An 18010-nucleotide genomic window follows, 5' to 3' on the forward strand; every position below is an offset into this window, starting at 1 on the left:
CCTGCCACATGCCGCGGTTTTACCTAACATCGAAAACCATGAACACTGAAAAAGCTGAACTTTTCACCCCCGCCCCCGAATGGTCCGGCCGCTCCGATGGCCCTGGCCCAGAGCATGCCCGTTGGCATAGCGTTATCAATCAGTCCACCGAATCCCCCGCCCCAGTAACCCTCCTGGGGTTTGCCTCCGATGAGGGCGTGCTGCGCAACGGCGGCCGCCAAGGTGCAGCCGCAGGCCCAGCCGCGCTGCGTTCCGCGCTTGGCTCCTTGGCGGTGCACCATGAGCATGCGCTTGCCGACGCCGGCACGATCACCACCCAGGCCGACGACCTCGACGGCTCCCACGACGCGCTCTCCGATAAAGTGCAGGAACTCGTCGAGGCCGGCACCCTCCCCATCATCCTGGGCGGCGGACACGAAACCGCCTTCGGCTCCCACCGCGGCCTCTACCGCGCGGTAGGCGCCACCAAGATCATCAACCTGGATGCTCACTTCGATCTGCGCCGCGCGGACCAAGCCACCTCCGGCACCCCGTTCAAGCAGATTTCGGAGCTTTCCGACGACTTCGACTACACCGTGTTGGGAATCTCCCGCCCCAACAACACCGCTGTGCTTTTCGACGAGGCAGAGAGCCTGAACGTCGCCATCACCCTGGACGAGGAACTAGTCAATCTCACCCCAGCCGAGTGCGCTGAGCTAGCCGCCAAGGCTACCGAGGGCAAGGACAAGGTCCACTTGTCCATCGACCTCGATGTCCTACCGGCTTCTACCGCGCCGGGCGTATCCGCCCCAGCCTCCCTCGGCGTTTCCTATGAGCGCATCCGCGCCATGGCCGTAGCTATTGCACGAACGGGCAAGCTGGCCCTGGTGGACGTCGTCGAGCTCAACCCCACCTTCGACATAGATAACCGCACCGCCAAAGCGGCGGCGCGGCTTATCGATGACATCGTCACGGCCCACATCGAGGCCTAGCTCTTAAATCAAAACAGCAGGTGAGCAATCGGCGTGGCGATAAGAATGGTCAGCGCCACGCGCTCAAACCAAATGATGAACAGGTGGGTCAGCTTCACCGGAATCTTGGTAGCCAGGATGCAGGGCACCAGCGCGGAGAAGAAAATAATGGCAGAAACTGCCACCACGCCGATGACGAACTTGAGCACCATGCTGTCGCTGCCTGCCACTGCGGTGGCGGGCAGGAACATCTCCGCAATTCCCATGGCCGCACCCTTGCCCGCTTGTACCGGCTCCGGCAGCTGCACTACCCACGCGAATGGGTAGAACAGGTAGCCAATCCACTCAAAGATGGGTGTAAAGCGCGCCAGCAAAAGGCCGATGAGGCCCACCGACATAATGGAAGGCACAATGGCCGCCGCCATGCGTACACCATCGCGCAAGTTCTCCCAGATGGATTCCCACAACGACGGCGCGCGTTGTAGCGCCAGCATCGCCTCGCGCCACGCGTTTTTGATGCGCGAGCCTTCTACCGGCTTTTCCGGGTCTGGGTGTGCGTCCGCAAAATATTCGTCCGGAATGGTGCGCAGCGGCGGAATGCGCACGGTAATGGCGGTAACCACAAAGGTCACGATGAGCGTGACAATGAAGTAGGTGCCCCAGACCTTCATCAGGTCAAGCTGCTTGGCCACGATGACCATGAAGGCCGCAGAGACCGTCGAAAAGCCTGTGGCAATAATCGCTGCCTCGCGCCCGGTATAGCCGCCCTTTTGATAGACGCGGTCCGTGACCAGAATTCCCAGTGAATACGAGCCTACAAACGAGGCCACCGCGTCAATTGCTGAGCGCCCCGGCGTCTTCCACAGCGGCCGCATGATGGGTTGCATGAGCACGCCGACAAATTCCAGCAAACCAAAGCCAATGAGAAACGCGAGGAAAGCACCGCCAATCGGCACGATAAGGCCTACCGGAGTGGCAATGGAGTTCCACAAAAATGGCACCAGGTCCTCGTCACCGAGCACCCACGGCAGCGCGTCGATGACCATCAGGAACGAAACCACCGCGCCCACAATATTGAGCACCGCAAAGACTGCCTGAAGCGCGCTCTCTTTAAAGGCGCCGGTAGTAAAACTGCGCACCGTTCCATAGACGGCTAGAGCAAAGATAATCCACGGCACCGCCGCCGGAATCCCCTCACGCACCATCGTGACCATGTGGTCCAAAGGAATGGAGCGCTTATCCTGATACGTCACCGGCAGGAAGAATACGAACGCGCCAATCGCGCTATATAAAAAGAGTTTCCACCGTCCCCCAGGCTGCGGGATTTCCCCGTCATGGCTCTGGATGGAGGAGTAAACCGATTCGGTAGAAGTCACAGTAAAACCGTCCCCTCAAGCTTGCCTACAAAAATCAAGCCCGCGTGACAGCCTTACGCGAACATTGGGGACATGTTATCTAAGTAACAGATCACTGTCTAGACGTTTTCGAGATCCAAGGCACAATAGAGTCATGTCTAAACCCATTCGCGTCGTCGGCGCTGTCTTCCATGACGGTCAGCGCTTCCTCGCCTGCCGCAAGAAGCCAGGCAAGCCATTAGAAGGCTACTGGGAGTTCCCAGGTGGAAAAATCGAGCCTGGTGAAACACCTCAGCAAGCCCTAGCTCGAGAAATACACGAAGAACTCAACCTCAAAGCCGAGGTGGGAGCCAAGGTCGCGACAACAACCTACGAGTACGAATTCGCCACTATTGAGCTAACGACTTTCTATTGCACGCTTATTGACGGCGACCTCCGCCTGACCGACCATGACGCTACACAATGGGTTACCCCCGCAGAGGCCACCAGTTTGAACTGGGCTCCCGCTGATATTCCAGCGGTAGAAGCATTAGCTTCTACTCACAACTAGGGAACGAAAGATTCTTTTTCATAGTGTCCTTTCGCCAGCATTCGGCGGATATCCTCCGCTAAACGCAACACCAGCGGGAGAACATTTAGTCACTAATCCTCTCTTATGCCAATTTAGGATGCCCAGCCTTTAGAATTTGGTCATTATGAGCATCAATCCCGATTCCTCCCTACCTTTCGGTGTATACGAAACCCCCATTACGACCCGTATTCGCGAGCGAATGGAGGAAACGCTAAACCAACACCCTGCTGCAGGATTCGGTATCGGGCGAAGCTCCGATGAGGAAGCTCAGGGCCGCTATACTTCGGCGGTTTCTCAACACATCGGCTCACTCTTAGAGCACCGTCTCCGCGGTTTGAAGTCGCCCGAGGACCGCGTTGCCCTCATCAACGCCATTGCGCTTCTGCTGGGCGATGATGAAGGAATCGATTCCGAGGAGCTCCTCTATGCTGTGTACAACTCCGGATTAGCGGATCCTCCCCTCCTTCCTGACGTTTCACTCACCAAGAGCGCACTATTTACCAATGCCCGGGGAGAATCTAGTTTAACCAGCGAGATCGAAAGAGAAATTAAAACGGCCGATTCGGTAGACCTGCTGTGCGCTTTCATCAAGAATTCCGGCATTAGCGTCCTCGATAGACAGCTGGAGTATCTTCGCGATAACAAAATCCCATTCCGCCTTCTTACTTCTACGTACTGCGGTGCGTCTGACGCAGCCGCGCTCAAGCGATTGGTAGAGAAGTATCAGGTAGACGTGAAAATTTGCTATGAACACAAATCCACTCGCCTTCATGCCAAGGCTTGGCTGTTCCGGCGAAAATCCGGTTTCGACACTGCATTTATTGGTAGTTCTAACCTGTCAAGGTCCGCTCTTGTCGATGGTTGGGAATGGAATGTCCGCGGCTCTAACACCGCAACACCGGAAGTGATTGATAAGTTCATCAAGACTTTCGATAGTTACTGGCACGACAGCCACTTTAAAACCTTCGTCCCAAATAGTGACATGGAGCGTCTCGAGCGGTCTCTGCGCATAGCCAGAGGCGGTGAATCGTCCGGAGCACTTCGCCAATTGGAGCTTTCTGGCCTAGAGGTAGCGCCTTACCCATACCAGGAAGAAATGCTCGAGGCTTTGCGGTCAGAGCGGGAGATAAAGGATCGACATCGAAACCTTCTGGTAGCTGCGACAGGAACTGGAAAGACCGTAGTTGCTGCACTGGATTATCGAAATCTTTGCGAACAATGGAAACGACGTCCCCGATTGCTCTTCGTGGCTCACCGGAAGGAAATTCTTCACCAAGCCCGACGGACATTCCGGGAAGTTCTCAAAGACGCAGACTTTGGCGAGCTGCTTGTCGACGGCGCCGAGCCGCACCGTTGGGATTTTGTCTTTGCCAGCGTGCAATCCCTGAGTGCTTCCCGTCTAGAAAAGCTAGATCCCAAACGCTTTGATGTCGTAATAATCGACGAGTTTCATCACGCACAAGCTCCCACCTATAACGCGCTTTTAGACCACTTCCAACCACGAGAGCTCTTAGGTTTAACAGCTACGCCGGAACGTGGTGATGGCGAAAATGTTCAAAGGTACTTTGACTATCGCGTAGCCCATGAACTGCGTTTGTGGGATGCTTTGCGTTTGCAGCTGTTAGTTCCCATGCATTACTACGGGATCGCTGATGGGACGGACCTTTCTTCGTTGACCTGGATCCGAGGCAAGAAAGACTATAACTCCAGAGAGCTCTCCGAGTTCTACATCAAAGCAGGAGAAAAGCGCACCCGCTTCATTATTAACGAGCTTAACCGGCGCATTTTCGATCTCTCGGAGATGAAAGCCATCGGTTTTTGCGTCACTATCGCTCACGCAAAATATATGGCAACGCAATTCCAACAATTTGGAATCCCAGCGCGCGCTGTAACGAACGAACTCTCCGCCGCCGAGCGGGCCCAGGCCATTAGAGATCTGGAGGCGGGTGAGGTCAAAGTTCTGTTTTCTGTAGATATATTTAACGAGGGCGTAGACATTCCTGCTGTTAACACCCTACTTTTGCTCCGCCCGACGCAAAGCCCCGTGGTCTTTCTGCAACAACTAGGTCGCGGTCTCCGTCTATCTCCAGGTAAAGACTCCTGTGTCATTTTCGATTTCATTGGCCAGCAGCATGCGGATTTTGATTTCGAGCGAAAGTTCCATGCCCTAACACGGAAACGGGGCAAGCGCTTAACCGAAGAAATTGAACAGGGATTTCCCACAACTCCGCCGGGGTCACATATTCAGCTAGACCAAACGACAACCGAGCAGGTTCTTCGCAATGTCAAGAAGATCTCACGAAATTCACTACGCAAAGTACGTGCATTACTTTCTGAAATTCGAACTACAGATCTTAAAGAGTTCCTTGAGGAATCAAATCTCCAGCTAGAAGATATCTATCGCCCCTCAAAATATTCGTGGACGCGGCTTCTTCGAGAAGAAGGCCTTATTCAGCAGAACGCCAATGAGACTGAAACATTTCTGCTCAATCGGATTCGGGTTTTCCTGCACGTCAACGATCCGCACCGAGTCGACGCCTATCTGCGCATCCTTTCCACCCCAGATCTCCACTACGCCGACATGGTCCAATCCGATCAAGCCTTCACCCGAATGCTCGTCCTCGGGTTCTGGGCGAACTCAAATTCTCCGCATCCCGGTTCCTATGACAAGGCTCTGACAATTTTGCGCCAGCACCCGCAGGTCGCTTGGGAATTGCAACAGGTTATGCAACTGTCCAGTGACTCCTCTCGCATCATTCCGCAGCATAGCGAGACGTCTGTGTTGGAAACGCACGCGGATTATTCATTGGCCGAACTAATTGGCGCTTTGGAGACTAGGAGCCTTGCACAACTTGTAAACCTTCCCCGCGAGGGCGTGAAATACTTCCCGGATATCAATACGGACCTGTTCTTGGTGACGTTTCAAAAAGACGAACAGGTAAGTGCCTCTACGAATTACCGAGACTATCCAATTTCACCCGATCTATTGCACTGGGAATCTCAATCAACAACGACGCTGAAGTCGAAGGCGGCTAAACGCTACATCGGCCATCAGAATCGTGATGGCAAGATTCTCATAGCCTCGCGCTTTAATAAGAAAAACGAAGTCGGTACAGCGAGCGCCTATACCTATTTAGGCGCTGTGGATTATGTGTCACACCATGGAGAAAAGCCGATCCAATTCGAATGGAAGCTCCAGCGAGCAATGCCCAAGGCGCTCTACGCTGCCGGAAGAACGGTGGCATAGACGGCCGATCGAAAACTGAAATCTGCGTTTTCCTGATAGAAAAGCACCACCTTCCCTATAGTGATTAGAAACACAACTGATCGAGAGGGCGCCATGAGTCATACCCACGAATCAAATTCTGCCCGGCCTGCAGGCAGCAGGAACGACGCAGAAACAACCGCCCAGGCCAGAGTAAAATGGACCTTAGTCGGTCCGGGATTAGTGGCCGCAGCGACGGGTGTCGGTGCGGCCGACCTGGTGGCCACGATGATCGCCGGCCAGCGCTTTGGCTACGCGCTCCTTTGGGCGGTCATCATCGGCACGATTATGAAGATTGTACTGGTCGAAGGTGTCGGACGGTACAGCCTCGCCACCGGAAACACGATGTTCCATGGTTGGCGTGAGCTGGGGCGTTGGACTGCTTGGTACTTTGCCCCTTATATCGCTATCTGGGGACTCGTATACGGCGCCGCCGCAATGTCCGGCACGGGACTGGCCCTCAGCGCTCTTTTCCCGAACACCAGTCTCGAAATGTGGGCAATTATCACCGGCATTTCCTGTTTTGTCCTGACTTGGCTTGGCCAATATCAGCTTTTTGAAAAACTTTCAGCCATCTTGGTCGGGATTATGTTTGTCACTGTAGTCGGCATCGCCGCCATTACTGCCCCTAACCTTCCCGAAATCATCGGTGGCTTAGTGCCACAAATTCCGGATGGGTCCTTTGTCTATGTACTATCCATCGCTGGCGGAGTGGGTGGCACTATTACGCTAGCGGCCTACGGCTACTGGCTGCGGGAAAAGGAATGGTACACGCCGAAATGGATGAAGGTTATGCGTATGGACAATTCGGTAGCTTACGCAGTCACCGGAATCTTCGTTCTGGCTACACTCGTTCTGGGCGCCGAGCTTCTTTACAGCGCCAACGTCGCCGTATCCGATAACGATCAGGGCCTCGTTGATATGGCGGATGTACTTGAGGACCGCTACGGAACCTTCATCTCCAAAACGTTCATCATCGGATTTTTCTCTGCCGCATTCTCCTCTTGCCTTGGTGTTTGGAACGGCGTGTCCCTCATGTTCGCCGACTATATTGGCCACCTCAAAAAGATTCCGCAAGGCGATCCGAGGACAAGTACCGGTGGAAAGTATTACCGCGCTTATCTCATCTGGCTAACCTTTCCACCAATGTTGTTGCTTCTCCTTGGAAAGCCAACTGGACTCATCATCGCTTATGGAGTCCTCGGCTCACTTTTCATGCCCTTTTTAGGCCTGACCCTCCTGGTATTGCTGAATACCAGACACACGCCAAAGAAATGGAGAAATGGCTGGTTCGTCAACACCTTGATGGCGATTATCTCCGTCGCCTTCGTTTATCTATGTGTCTCCCAATTGGCTGAACTTTTCTAGCCCAACTCCAAATGCTTAGTTCTCCTGCGGCACCCGCTTCGGCTTATTCCCTACCTCAGCGTGCGGATCGCGGCCGAATGCCCAGGCAATGATGCCAATGAAGGCGATGGCGCCGCAGACGGTGAAGGCGAGGGGGAAGCCGGAGGCGTCGGCAAGCAGGCCAATGAGCATGGGGCCTAAGATTTGGCCGAAGTCTCCGGCCATCTGGAAGGTGGATAGTACCTTGCCGCCGGAGCGCTGATTGCCCACGATGTCTCCCACTGCGGCCTGCTGGGAGGGGTTAATGAGCCCGGAGGATGCGCCGGCGAAGGCGGACACGAGCAGGAGGAACCAGACGCTGGTAGCCATGCCCATGAGCACCATAAAAATGGCGGAACCGACCAGGCCGATGAGGATGAGTGGCTTGCGGCCATGGATATCGGACCACCTGCCCGAAAATTGCAAGACGATGGCGTTCCCAGCGGCAAAGACTGCTAGCGCAAGACCGGATGCCGCGGCGCCATTGTGGAAGATAGAGGCGGCAAAAAGAGGCAGGACGGATACGCGTACGCCCATATTGATCCAGCCATGCGCAAAGTTGGAAGTTAACACCGCACGATAGGCGGTATCGCCCCAGGCTTCCCGCAGGCGCATGGGCGGCAGTTTATCCTTATTGGCCTGTTTGTGGTTGACGCGAGGCATTTGCCACCAGACAACGAATGCGGCGAGCGCAACACCCACGCCGTAGATGAAAAATGGCCAACGAAAGCCCAGGAAGGACAGGCTGGCGCCAAGAACCGGGCCAGCAACATTACCTAGCAGGAAGGCCGTGGCATAGGTGGCAGAACACTTGCCGCGAATCGACGGCGGGGACATGCGCACAATAAGACCCATGGCCGAGACTGTGAACATGGTCGAGCCAATGCCGGCTAGGGCTCGCAGGGCCACGATGTGCCAGTAGCTTTGGGCAATGGAGACGAGTCCGGTGGTTACCGCGACGGTCATGAGGCCAATGAGGTAGACGCGGCGTGAGCCGACGCGATCCACCAATGAACCGGACATCGGCGCGAAAAGCAGGCGCGAGGCAGCGAAGATGGAAACCACCAGGCCCGCGGCGGCCATGGAGACATCGAAGCTCACCACAAACTGCGGCAAGAGCGGAGCGATGAGACCGTATCCCAGCGCGATGATGAATGCGGCGGTGACCATAACCCAGATCTCGCGTGGAATTTGCGGCTTTTGTTCTGGGCTTATTTCCCCACTTGGCGTATTCATCATATCGGCTGCAACTCTAATCCTTCAGTTACGGGAAAGCCATTTTCAATCTCGGTTCGCACAGGTGTTCTACTAGCGTGGGCGAGTGTCCGCGCAGGGTTCTAATGTGATGGCCATGTACAACGCAGAAAAGAACTTTCCCCAGTCCACCCCGATGTTCCTGCCACGTTCCGCCAGCGAGATTGCCGCAGACTTGCTCTACCACGAATACGACACCATCGAGTCCATTACTGCTATCCTGCACCACCCACGTTCCCTGGCCCGCCCTACTCCCACCTGGCGCCCACCACTCAAGCAGCTGCCGACGGCCGCGGGTGGACCGGGCGGAGACTACTGCATGAGCATTACCCGCCACCGCGTGGGTTCACGCGTAAAGGCCCGAGTGCGCGGCTTTGGGCAAGACCGCATTCCCGCATACCTCATCACCATCCGCATAACCGAGAACTTTGGCCAAACGGTGGAACCTGCCGTGGCCGAAGGCTGGGTACGCACGCTTGTGCCGGCGGAGATGGTTGATGCCGTCCACGAGGTCTCTCGCGGCCCCAATGCCACCTATGTATGGCTCGTGGATAGCTCTTTTCAACCCGTCCGCTCCCCCGAGTCGTTATTCGCCGGCTTAACCCAAGCCGCCTAAGCGGTCACGGGCTGTTTTGTCTGCTGCCCCGGCACATCCGGTGCTGCATGCGGGTCAGGCGCGTGCAGGATCTTTTTCAATACTTCGCGGTTAAAGGTCACCGTGTAGTGTCGAGCGATTGCCTTGGGCATAAAACGCAAAACCAAGCAGGCGATGAGAACGGTAAAGACCTTGTCCAAGATGTCAGAGGTAAGGCCTTGCAGGATGATGGCCAGGCGCTCATCTTGAAAGATCAGCTCATAGAACTTGGTAAGGTTTTGCGGTTCCTGGCGGGGTCGCCCGTTGAACGAAAAGATCAGGACATATACGCTCATCACGCCGGAGCCGATGCCCATACCGAGGCCGGAAAAAATGATCGACGAGAGCCTATTAAATACCCCGCGGCGGGCCATCAAACCCACGGCGGCGCCGATAAAGATGCCCACAGGAGCAAAGGCGAGATCATAGGCAAAGTACACTCCTCCCAACACCGTGGTGGTCAAGCCCGTGGCCATGCCCAGCACAGGACCGGCGATGATTGCCACGATGGAGGTACCCACGGCATCGAAGAACAATGGGACCAGCGAGCGCACCGTCAACGAGCCCAACAGCAAATTTACCGAGGCACCGAAGATGGGATACAAGAGGATGCAATTGGGTACCAACCCGTACTGCGAGGTGTACAACAGCACCGCGGCCAGCAAGAGGAGCACCCAGACGCTGGCGGTCAGATAAGATTCAAAAGTCACGGTCACCGTGGAGTACACACCAAGGACGGTGCAAAACCACGCGGCGAGCGAGAGCGCTACGGCGACAACGACAAGGACGTATCGCCACGTAGTATCGCGGTTCAATGCCATGGTTTTCCACTCCTCACAAGGCTTGGCCTGGGGCGAAACTCCCACCACAGGCCGGGAACCTTCTAAAGCCTAGTTGGCGGCGCGCGAAAGTAGCAAGACAATAAGGAATATATAATCTATAGCCCTACCTGCAATGATGTTATGAGAATAAGAAAAGCCCAGCCCCGCCGCAAGAAGGCGGGGAGCTGGGCTATGGGTGGCAGTGATTACTTTTCTTCAGCTGCTTCACCCTCGGATTCATCGTCCACATCGGCATCATCGTTGTCGAAGTAGTCCGCGTCCTCGTCTCCATCATCCTCACCGAAGATGTCGTAGACGTCCGGTTCTTCATAGTCTTCGTCATCGAAGGATACGAGCTGCGCTTCCCAGTCCAAAGCTTGCTCAGAAACAAGCCCCAGGACGTCGAAGAGGCGATCGAAATCGGTGTAGGTACCAAGCTCGAGGGCCTCGGCAGGAACCTCCACGATGGGGACATCATCAAAGTCGGCGTTATCAAAGAGGGCGAGGCGGTCGGCCTCATCGAGATCCTCATCCACTTCATCAACTTCCCAGGCGAGGGCGACGGCCTCATCCTCCATGTCATCTAGATCGTCTTCGTCGAAGTCGAAAGCAAGGAAACGGACGATGGCAGACGGGACACCGTCAATGGTCTCCACAAGCACACGCAGCTCCGAGTCATTGGCCACTTCAGCCACGACCAAGTGCGGGTTGAGCTCATCTTGGGCAAACTCTAGTTCCGCAATACGCTCATCGGTGCCCTCCAGCAGATCGCGCAGGACGGTGACCACTTGGTCGGTAGCGATGTGGCGAGAAACCGCCTCCACAGCGTCATCTACCGAGAAGGCGACGGAGACCAAGACTGCCTCAAATTCCTCATCGTCTTCATCAACGTCTGCCGCAGCGATATAGACATTTGCCGCGGGGAGGAGCGGATCGATTTCAATAAATTGGATTTCCAGATCAGAGGTGATTGGAACGAACATGACGTCATCATTGACGCGGGACTCGATGCCCTCGGCATCCAATGCAGAAGCAATATCTTCGAAAAAGCTCATGGTGGTTTAAAATCCATCCTTCGGAAGCAGAGGTCCCCACGGCTAGCAAGACGCCGCCCGTGGTCACTGTGGAGTCTACCTTCATTCCCACCCGGATGGTTGGAAGCCCAAAGATTTCACCAGCTCTGGACGCCCACTTCCCCACTCCAACATGTGGTATCCCTCCCACGCCTGGCGCTTGAGCTCGTGCGGGGCGTTTTCAATATAGGCCTCGGCATCAAAGATCATGGTGGCCCGCTGCTTGAGCCCGTAGCGCGGCCAGCTCATCTTCGGGCGGCCACCGTGGATAAAGGCGGACCAATGCTGCTGCATGGTGGCGGTAAGTTCTTCCATCTCCGCGCGCGAACCCCAGTTGGTAAGGAAGGACGCACGCGAAGAATGCGGGTCACCAAAGACGTTGCCCAGCTCCATCGAGTGCATGGCCCCTAGGCCCAACCACTTGAGTACGGCAGAGGCGAAGTCAAAGCGGTACATCCACGTCGGTGCCACCTGCGCGTGGGCGGCGGCGATGCGGGTGGAGGGTGCCCAAAAGAGGGCGTCGGCAAGCAGGTGCGCAAAGTCCTCGCGGGCCACTGCGCCGTCATAAGCGGCAACCACCTCAGGGGCATGCTGGGGATCGAAGGAGGCCAATAGGCGCAAGGCGGCGCGCTCACGGGAGCTTTGGCGTTGGAAGAGGAATTTGCCAAAGCTAGCCTCGTCCGAGTTCGTACCGATGAGCAGCGGAACTTGATGCTGGTGGCCGTTTTCAAAGGCGGCGATGGGGTGTTCTGGAATAAGCTCCTCATCCACCGTGGGCGCATAGCAAGAATTAAGGTGAATGAGCTCGCCAGCCCGCCACATCATGGACTGGCCGGAGCGCACCAAATCAGCAAAATTTTCCTGCCGCAAATCCTCTACCGAGGTGCGGCGCGGCAAGGCCAACCGGTGAACCAGCTCGCGCGCCCACAAGGTGGATTGAGCCCGGGAGTGAATCATGGCGATCGGCGGGGACTGGGCGATGGCGCGATGGAATAGGCCTTCCGCTGGCGGGCTCGTCATCAAGGTCAATACGGCCGCACCGCCGGCAGACTCGCCCATGAGGGTGACAGAGTCAGGGTCACCGCCAAAGGCAGCGATATTTTCGCGCACCCACTGCAATGCCAAGATCTGGTCAGCCACCGCCGGGTTGGCACTGCAGTCGCCGCCTAGGCTGCGCAGGTCCAAATAACCCAAAGAGTTAAGGCGGAAATTGATGGATACGTAGACCACGTCCATGCGGGTGGCTAGCTCGAAACCGCGAAGCATGAGCATATGAGACGAACCCATAATGAAGCTGCCGCCGTGTAAATAGACCACCACAGGAAGCTTCTTTTCGGTGCGTGGGCGCACAATATCTAGGTGCAGGCAATCCTCAGACCCAATAATTCGGTCGGTCCAGGAATACGTGGGCTGCGGGGCCGGCGGGCCGAACTGACTGCAATCGCGCACGCCCTCCCACGCCGGCGCGGGCTGCGGGGCGCGGAAGCGATTGTCCCCAGCGGTGGTATCTCCAAACGGGATTCCGCGCCACGTCAACACCGGCCCGGCGCTAATGGGGCGATCGGGGCGCAGATCCTCTTCGATAACACCGCGTACCCAACCAGAGGTGGTGCGCACCGTAAGCTCATCTGCCAGGGCGTTTCGAGCTTCCTCGTAGGCGCGGCGGGCGCGTTCGTGCGCCTGCTCCGCCTTCAGCCGCGCCGCCGCGGAGGACTCCTCCGGGAAGACATCCCCGGAATCGCGGTAATTCTCGTGCGGCCTAACCATGTCCACTAGCTTAGGTGGCCTGCACGCCCAGGGCGATCTGATTGCGGCGCGGCGGCACATTAATACAGCCTTTACTATGCTGGGCACGGATAATTTTTAGCGAAAGAGAAGGACACATGGGTTTATTCACTAAAGATCAAAAGGACAACTCCACCGAGGTGGATACCGTCGATACCTATGACATCGATCCGGAGGACAGCAACCGCTTTACCTCTGCCCTGCTCAACTCTTTGGACCGCGCGGTATCGATACAATCTGGCGTCATCATCAAGTATGTCGAGAGCCTGAAAAAGCGCAATAAGGGCGCAAGCCCACAGAAGCTGCAGGAGCTCATTGACAAGCACTTCCTTAATATCACCTCCGGTACCGGTGCGGCCGCAGGTGCATCCGCCGCCATCCCGGGTGTTGGTTTGGTAACCGGCGCTGCCACCATCGCTGGCGAGTCCGTGGTTTTCTTAGAGGCCGCGGCTTGGTACATCTTGGCCTCTGCCTACCTGCGTGGCGATGACATCAAGTCCCCCGAGCGCCGCCGCGCCCTTGTACTCGTCGTGCTCACCGGCTCGAAAGGGTCCGCTTTGGTCGATACGTTTGTCGGGGACCTCAATAGCGTTGCCGGTATGCGCTCGGCCGCTAGCCTGTCCCGATTCTCCGGCCCCACTTTGTCTGGCATCAATGGGCGCCTGACCAAGCTTTTTACCAAGCAAGTCACCAAACGCCTCAAGTGGGCGTGGGTAAGCAAGCTGATGCCCATGGGCATTGGCGCGGTATTAGGCACCACCGCCAATCGCAAGCTGGCCAAGCAGGTCATCGAGCACGCCGGCGAGCAGCTTTCGCCCCTTACCTAAGGCTAGGGGTAGCCAGAAACCGCAAAGTTGGGCTATTGATACCCCTAACATAGTGAGTTTAGGGGTATGCCCCGTATCATGTAGGCAGACTCTTTGGCGGGTGACGTATGCGCTCGTACAAAGGCCGCACTAAAGTCGAATAAACGACCATTTTAAAGCAGAGAAATGAGGCGAATACCTGCCGTGAGCACATCGAATATCTTCGGCCCCAATGCGTGGCTGATAGACGAGCAGTTCCAGCAGTACTCCAAGGACCCGAGCTCCGTAGATAAGGAGTGGCGCGACTACTTCGAGGCAAACGGCGCGCCTAAGTCTAAGGCCCCAGCCAAGGAGGCCGCGAAGCCGTCTAAGCCGGCCGCGAAGAAGACTGAGGGTACTACTACCGCCCGCAAGCAGGAGGTCCGCGAAACCAACGTGGATAAGTCTGTGTCCAAGGCACAGGAGAAGTCCGCTAAGGCACAGCAGTCCGTAAAGAAGGCTGAGTCCCCGCTGGACCATATTGCGGACTACAAGGGCGGCGAAGAGCGCCAGCTCAAGGGCATGTTCAAGGCCATTGCTAAGAACATGGAAGAATCCCTGGAAATTCCTACCGCTACCACCGTGCGCGATATGCCGGTCAAGCTCATGTGGGAAAACCGCTCCATGATCAATGACCACCTCAAGCGCACCCGCGGTGGCAAGATCTCCTTTACCCACATCATCGGCTACGCCATGGTCAAGGCCGTGCAGCTGCACCCAGATATGAACGTGCGCTACGAGCTCAAGGATGGCAAGCCTTATGTCATCCAGCCCGAGCACATCAACCTGGGCCTAGCCATTGACCTCCCGCAGAAGGATGGCTCCCGCGCGCTGGTCGTTGCCGCCATCAAGGAGTGCGAGACCAAGTCCTTCTCCGAGTTTGTTGCGGCTTATGAGGACATTGTTACCCGTTCCCGCAAGAACAAGCTCACCATGGATGACTTCTCTGGTGTGACCATTAACCTCACCAACCCGGGCGGCATCGGCACCCGCCACTCCATCGCCCGCCTGACTAAGGGCGCGGGCTCCATCATCGGCGTGGGCTCTATGGATTACCCGGCCGAGTTTGCCGGTGCTTCCGCAGATCGCTTGGCTGACCTAGGCGTAGGCCGCCTGGTTACCTTGACCTCCACCTATGACCACCGCGTTATCCAGGGTGCAGAGTCCGGCGAATTCTTGCGCACCATTGGCCAGCTGCTTGTCGACGGCGCGTTCTGGGACGACCTCTTCTCCTCCATGGGCGTGCCTTATGAGCCATTCCGTTGGGCACAGGACGTGCCGAACTCCGGCGTGGACAAGAACACCCGCGTCATGCAGCTCATCGAGTCCTACCGCTCCCGCGGCCACCTGCTGGCCGATACCAACCCGCTGGGTTGGGTACAGCCGGGACTGCCTAACCCGGATCACCGCGACCTCGATATCGCGACCCACGGCCTGACCATTTGGGATCTGGACCGCACCTTCAACGTCGGTGGCTTTGGCGGCAAGGAGCAGATGACTCTGCGCGAGGTGCTGTCTCGCCTGCGCGCCGCCTATACCTTGAAGGTCGGCTCCGAGTACACCCACATCTTGGACCGCGATGAGCGCGGCTGGCTGCAGGACCGCCTCGAGGCTGGCATGCCGAAGCCCACCAACGCGGAGCAGAAGTACATCCTGCAGAAGGTTAATGCCGCCGAGGCATTCGAGAACTTCTTGCAGACCAAGTACGTGGGCCAGAAGCGCTTCTCCCTCGAAGGCGCTGAGACCCTCATTCCGCTGCTGGATTCCATCATTGATACCGCCGCCGGCCAGGATCTGGACGAGGTCGTCATCGGTATGCCGCACCGCGGCCGCCTGAACGTTCTCTTCAATATCGTGGGCAAGCCGCTGGCCGATATCTTCGGCGAGTTCGACGGCAACTACAAGGGCGGCCAGCTCGGCGGCTCCGGTGACGTTAAGTACCACTTGGGTTCTGAAGGCCACCACCTCCAGATGTTCGGCGATGGCGAAATCAAGGTCACCCTTGCTGCCAACCCGTCCCACCTCGAGGCCGTGGACCCGGTCATGGAAGGCATCGCGCGCGCTAAGCAGGACATTTTGGACAAGGGCCCAGAGGGCCACACCGTTGTTCCGGTCATGCTCCACGGCGATGCATCCTTCACCGGCCTGGGTATTGTCCAGGAGACCATCAACCTGTCTCAGCTGCGCGGATACACCAACGGCGGCACCGTCCACATCGTGGTTAATAACCAGGTGGGCTTCACCACTACCCCGGATTCCGGCCGTTCCACCCACTACGCCACCGATTTGGCCAAGGGCTTCGACTGCCCGGTCTTCCACGTCAACGGCGACGACCCAGAGGCAGTTGTCTGGGTGGGCCAGATGGCTGCCGAGTACCGCCGCCAGTTTGGCAAGGATGTCTTCATCGACCTCATGGTCTACCGCCTGCGCGGTCACAATGAGGCCGATGACCCATCCATGACCCAGCCAGAGCTTTACTCTGTCATCGACGAGCACAAGGCAGTGCGCGAGCACTACACTAACGACCTCATCGGCCGTGGTGACCTCTCCGCCGAAGACGCCGAAGCAGCCGCACGCGACTTCCATGACCAGATGGAGTCCGTCTTTGCCGAGCACAAGGAAGCTGGCAAGGCTCGCCCGAAGGAGCAGACTGGCATCACCTCCTCCCAGGAGCTCACCCGCGGCCTGGATACCTCCATCACCGCCGAGGAACTCGCCGAGCTGGGTGCCGCCTATGGCAACCCACCAGAGGATTTCGAGTACCACAAGCGCGTGGGCAAGGTAGCCAAGGATCGCGAGAAGTCCTCTCGTGAGGGCGGCATCGACTGGGGCTGGGGCGAACTCATCGCCTTCGGTTCCCTGGCCGGCGAGGGCAAGGTCGTCCGCCTGGCTGGTGAAGATTCCCGCCGCGGTACCTTCACCCAGCGCCACGCCGTTACATTCGACCCACGCAACGGCAATGAGTACAACCCGATGAACTCCGTCGCCGCTTCTAAGGGCAACGGTGGCAAGTTCATGGTCTACAACTCCGCGCTGACCGAGTACGCTGGCATGGGCTTCGAATACGGCTACACCGTGGGCAACCCAGACGCCTTGGTGGCGTGGGAGGCGCAGTTCGGTGACTTCGCCAACGGTGCCCAGACCATTATCGATGAGTACATCTCCTCCGGTGAGGCCAAGTGGGGCCAGCTGTCCAGCCTGGTACTCCTGCTGCCGCACGGCTACGAGGGCCAGGGTCCGGACCACTCCTCCGCCCGCATTGAGCGCTACCTCCAGCTGTGCGCTGAGGGCTCGATGACCGTGGCTCAGCCTTCCACCCCGGCTAACCACTTCCACCTGCTGCGCCGCCAGGCGCTCGGTGAAATGAAGCGTCCATTGGTCGTCTTCACCCCGAAGTCCATGCTGCGCAACAAGGCGGCCACCTCCGCAGTGGAGGACTTCACCGAGGTCAAGCGCTTCCAGTCCGTTATCAATGATCCGAACTACGTTGACGTTGACGGCAAGAAGGTCGGCGATACCGATAAGGTCAAGACCATCATGCTGGTCTCCGGCAAGCTGTACTGGGATCTGGAGAAGAAGCGCGAGGCCGACGGCCGCGATGACATCGCCATCGTCCGCGTGGAGATGCTCCACCCGATTCCGTTCAACCGCCTGCGCGAGGCATTTGAGGCTTACCCGAATGCCACCCAGATTCGCTTCGTACAGGACGAGCCGGCCAACCAGGGTCCATGGCCGTTCTACAATGAGCACCTGCGCACCCTGATCCCAGATATGCCTGAGATGGTTCGCGTTTCCCGCCGTGCCCAGTCCTCGACTGCTACCGGCAATGCCAAGGTGCACCAGATTGAGCAGAAGAACCTGCTGGAAGAGGCTTTTGACATCTAGAGCTCTTCGAAATGTTTAAACCCCAGTGAGGAGTCCTCACTGGGGTTTACTCATGCGGGCCAACGTCTTGATTTCTAGTGGTCGTGGAAACACCTGACATGGGTTAGGTGATTGTGTGGAGTCGAAATGGGTTCCGGATTCTGTTGTTGTGGCGCGGTTTGCGTCGTTGGTTCGGGCTGGTAGTTC

Annotated in this window: 12 protein-coding genes; 7 read left to right on the forward strand and 5 right to left on the reverse strand. The window is 57.2% G+C overall.

Going from position 1 to position 18010, the window contains the following annotated elements:
- Window positions 1-38: 38 nt before the first annotated feature.
- On the forward strand, window positions 39-971 hold the full coding sequence (hutG, locus tag MHK05_RS10265; RefSeq protein ID WP_239206554.1) for a formimidoylglutamase: 933 nt from the start codon (window positions 39-41) through the stop codon (window positions 969-971).
- A gap of 8 nt (window positions 972-979) precedes the next feature.
- On the opposite strand, the gene MHK05_RS10270 is transcribed toward hutG, so the two are convergent.
- On the reverse strand, window positions 980-2326 hold the full coding sequence (locus MHK05_RS10270) for a YjiH family protein (RefSeq protein WP_239206556.1): 1347 nt from the start codon (window positions 2324-2326) through the stop codon (window positions 980-982).
- A gap of 133 nt (window positions 2327-2459) precedes the next feature.
- Between MHK05_RS10270 and MHK05_RS10275 the strand changes: the two genes are divergently transcribed.
- The 3 genes from MHK05_RS10275 to MHK05_RS10285 all read left to right on the forward strand — a co-directional run bounded on the left by MHK05_RS10275 (window position 2460) and on the right by MHK05_RS10285 (window position 7509).
- Window positions 2460-2855 (forward strand): (deoxy)nucleoside triphosphate pyrophosphohydrolase, encoded by a 396-nt coding sequence (locus MHK05_RS10275; RefSeq protein WP_239206558.1) that lies wholly within the window; start codon window positions 2460-2462, stop codon window positions 2853-2855.
- Window positions 2856-3000: 145 nt separating this feature from the next.
- Window positions 3001-6123: a DUF3427 domain-containing protein gene (locus tag MHK05_RS10280; protein WP_239206560.1), complete on the forward strand. Its 3123-nt coding sequence runs from the start codon at window positions 3001-3003 to the stop codon at window positions 6121-6123.
- A gap of 93 nt (window positions 6124-6216) precedes the next feature.
- The gene (locus MHK05_RS10285) at window positions 6217-7509 is read left to right on the forward strand and encodes an Nramp family divalent metal transporter (protein ID WP_239206562.1); all 1293 of its coding nucleotides are present in this window, start codon (window positions 6217-6219) and stop codon (window positions 7507-7509) included.
- 15 nt (window positions 7510-7524) lie between these two features.
- Here the strand turns inward: MHK05_RS10285 and MHK05_RS10290 are convergent, their stop codons facing one another.
- Entirely contained in the window at window positions 7525-8766 is a 1242-nt protein-coding gene (locus tag MHK05_RS10290) for an MFS transporter (RefSeq protein WP_239206564.1), read from the reverse strand.
- Window positions 8767-8872: 106 nt separating this feature from the next.
- Between MHK05_RS10290 and MHK05_RS10295 the strand changes: the two genes are divergently transcribed.
- The gene (locus tag MHK05_RS10295; RefSeq protein WP_275434376.1) at window positions 8873-9397 is read left to right on the forward strand and encodes a hypothetical protein; all 525 of its coding nucleotides are present in this window, start codon (window positions 8873-8875) and stop codon (window positions 9395-9397) included.
- On the opposite strand, the gene MHK05_RS10300 is transcribed toward MHK05_RS10295, so the two are convergent.
- The 3 genes from MHK05_RS10300 to MHK05_RS10310 form a co-directional block, all read right to left on the reverse strand.
- Entirely contained in the window at window positions 9394-10236 is an 843-nt protein-coding gene (locus MHK05_RS10300) for a hypothetical protein (RefSeq protein WP_239206568.1), read from the reverse strand. The two genes, MHK05_RS10295 and MHK05_RS10300, sit on opposite strands and share 4 nt — an antisense overlap.
- Window positions 10237-10442: 206 nt before the next feature.
- Window positions 10443-11291 carry a DNA primase gene (locus tag MHK05_RS10305; protein WP_239206570.1) on the reverse strand — a complete coding sequence of 283 codons (849 nt, stop codon included), beginning with the start codon at window positions 11289-11291 and terminating at the stop codon, window positions 10443-10445.
- Window positions 11292-11372: 81 nt separating this feature from the next.
- Entirely contained in the window at window positions 11373-13076 is a 1704-nt protein-coding gene (locus MHK05_RS10310; RefSeq protein ID WP_239206572.1) for a carboxylesterase/lipase family protein, read from the reverse strand.
- 116 nt (window positions 13077-13192) lie between these two features.
- Between MHK05_RS10310 and MHK05_RS10315 the strand changes: the two genes are divergently transcribed.
- Window positions 13193-13921, forward strand: a complete 729-nt coding sequence (locus tag MHK05_RS10315; RefSeq protein ID WP_239206574.1) for a hypothetical protein — start codon at window positions 13193-13195, stop codon at window positions 13919-13921.
- Window positions 13922-14104: 183 nt separating this feature from the next.
- Window positions 14105-17824 carry a multifunctional oxoglutarate decarboxylase/oxoglutarate dehydrogenase thiamine pyrophosphate-binding subunit/dihydrolipoyllysine-residue succinyltransferase subunit gene (locus MHK05_RS10320; RefSeq protein WP_411339052.1) on the forward strand — a complete coding sequence of 1240 codons (3720 nt, stop codon included), beginning with the start codon at window positions 14105-14107 and terminating at the stop codon, window positions 17822-17824.
- Window positions 17825-18010 lie beyond the last annotated feature (186 nt).

Source organism: Corynebacterium nasorum (genome assembly GCF_022347325.1).
GTDB classification, from domain to species: Bacteria; Actinomycetota; Actinomycetes; order Mycobacteriales; family Mycobacteriaceae; genus Corynebacterium; species Corynebacterium kefirresidentii.

What these genes read in the sequence shown, in the direction of transcription:
- MHK05_RS10315 (WP_239206574.1), top strand. Translation starts at nt 13,193, where the DNA reads ATGGGTTTATTCACTAAAGATCAAAAGGACAACTCCACCGAGGTGGAT.
- MHK05_RS10285 (WP_239206562.1), top strand. Translation starts at nt 6,217, where the DNA reads ATGAGTCATACCCACGAATCAAATTCTGCCCGGCCTGCAGGCAGCAGG.
- MHK05_RS10310 (WP_239206572.1), bottom strand. Translation starts at nt 13,076, where the DNA reads ATGGTTAGGCCGCACGAGAATTACCGCGATTCCGGGGATGTCTTCCCG.
- MHK05_RS10305 (WP_239206570.1), bottom strand. Translation starts at nt 11,291, where the DNA reads ATGAGCTTTTTCGAAGATATTGCTTCTGCATTGGATGCCGAGGGCATC.
- MHK05_RS10300 (WP_239206568.1), bottom strand. Translation starts at nt 10,236, where the DNA reads ATGGCATTGAACCGCGATACTACGTGGCGATACGTCCTTGTCGTTGTC.
- hutG (WP_239206554.1), top strand. Translation starts at nt 39, where the DNA reads ATGAACACTGAAAAAGCTGAACTTTTCACCCCCGCCCCCGAATGGTCC.
- MHK05_RS10290 (WP_239206564.1), bottom strand. Translation starts at nt 8,766, where the DNA reads ATGATGAATACGCCAAGTGGGGAAATAAGCCCAGAACAAAAGCCGCAA.
- MHK05_RS10280 (WP_239206560.1), top strand. Translation starts at nt 3,001, where the DNA reads ATGAGCATCAATCCCGATTCCTCCCTACCTTTCGGTGTATACGAAACC.
- MHK05_RS10295 (WP_275434376.1), top strand. Translation starts at nt 8,873, where the DNA reads ATGGCCATGTACAACGCAGAAAAGAACTTTCCCCAGTCCACCCCGATG.
- MHK05_RS10275 (WP_239206558.1), top strand. Translation starts at nt 2,460, where the DNA reads ATGTCTAAACCCATTCGCGTCGTCGGCGCTGTCTTCCATGACGGTCAG.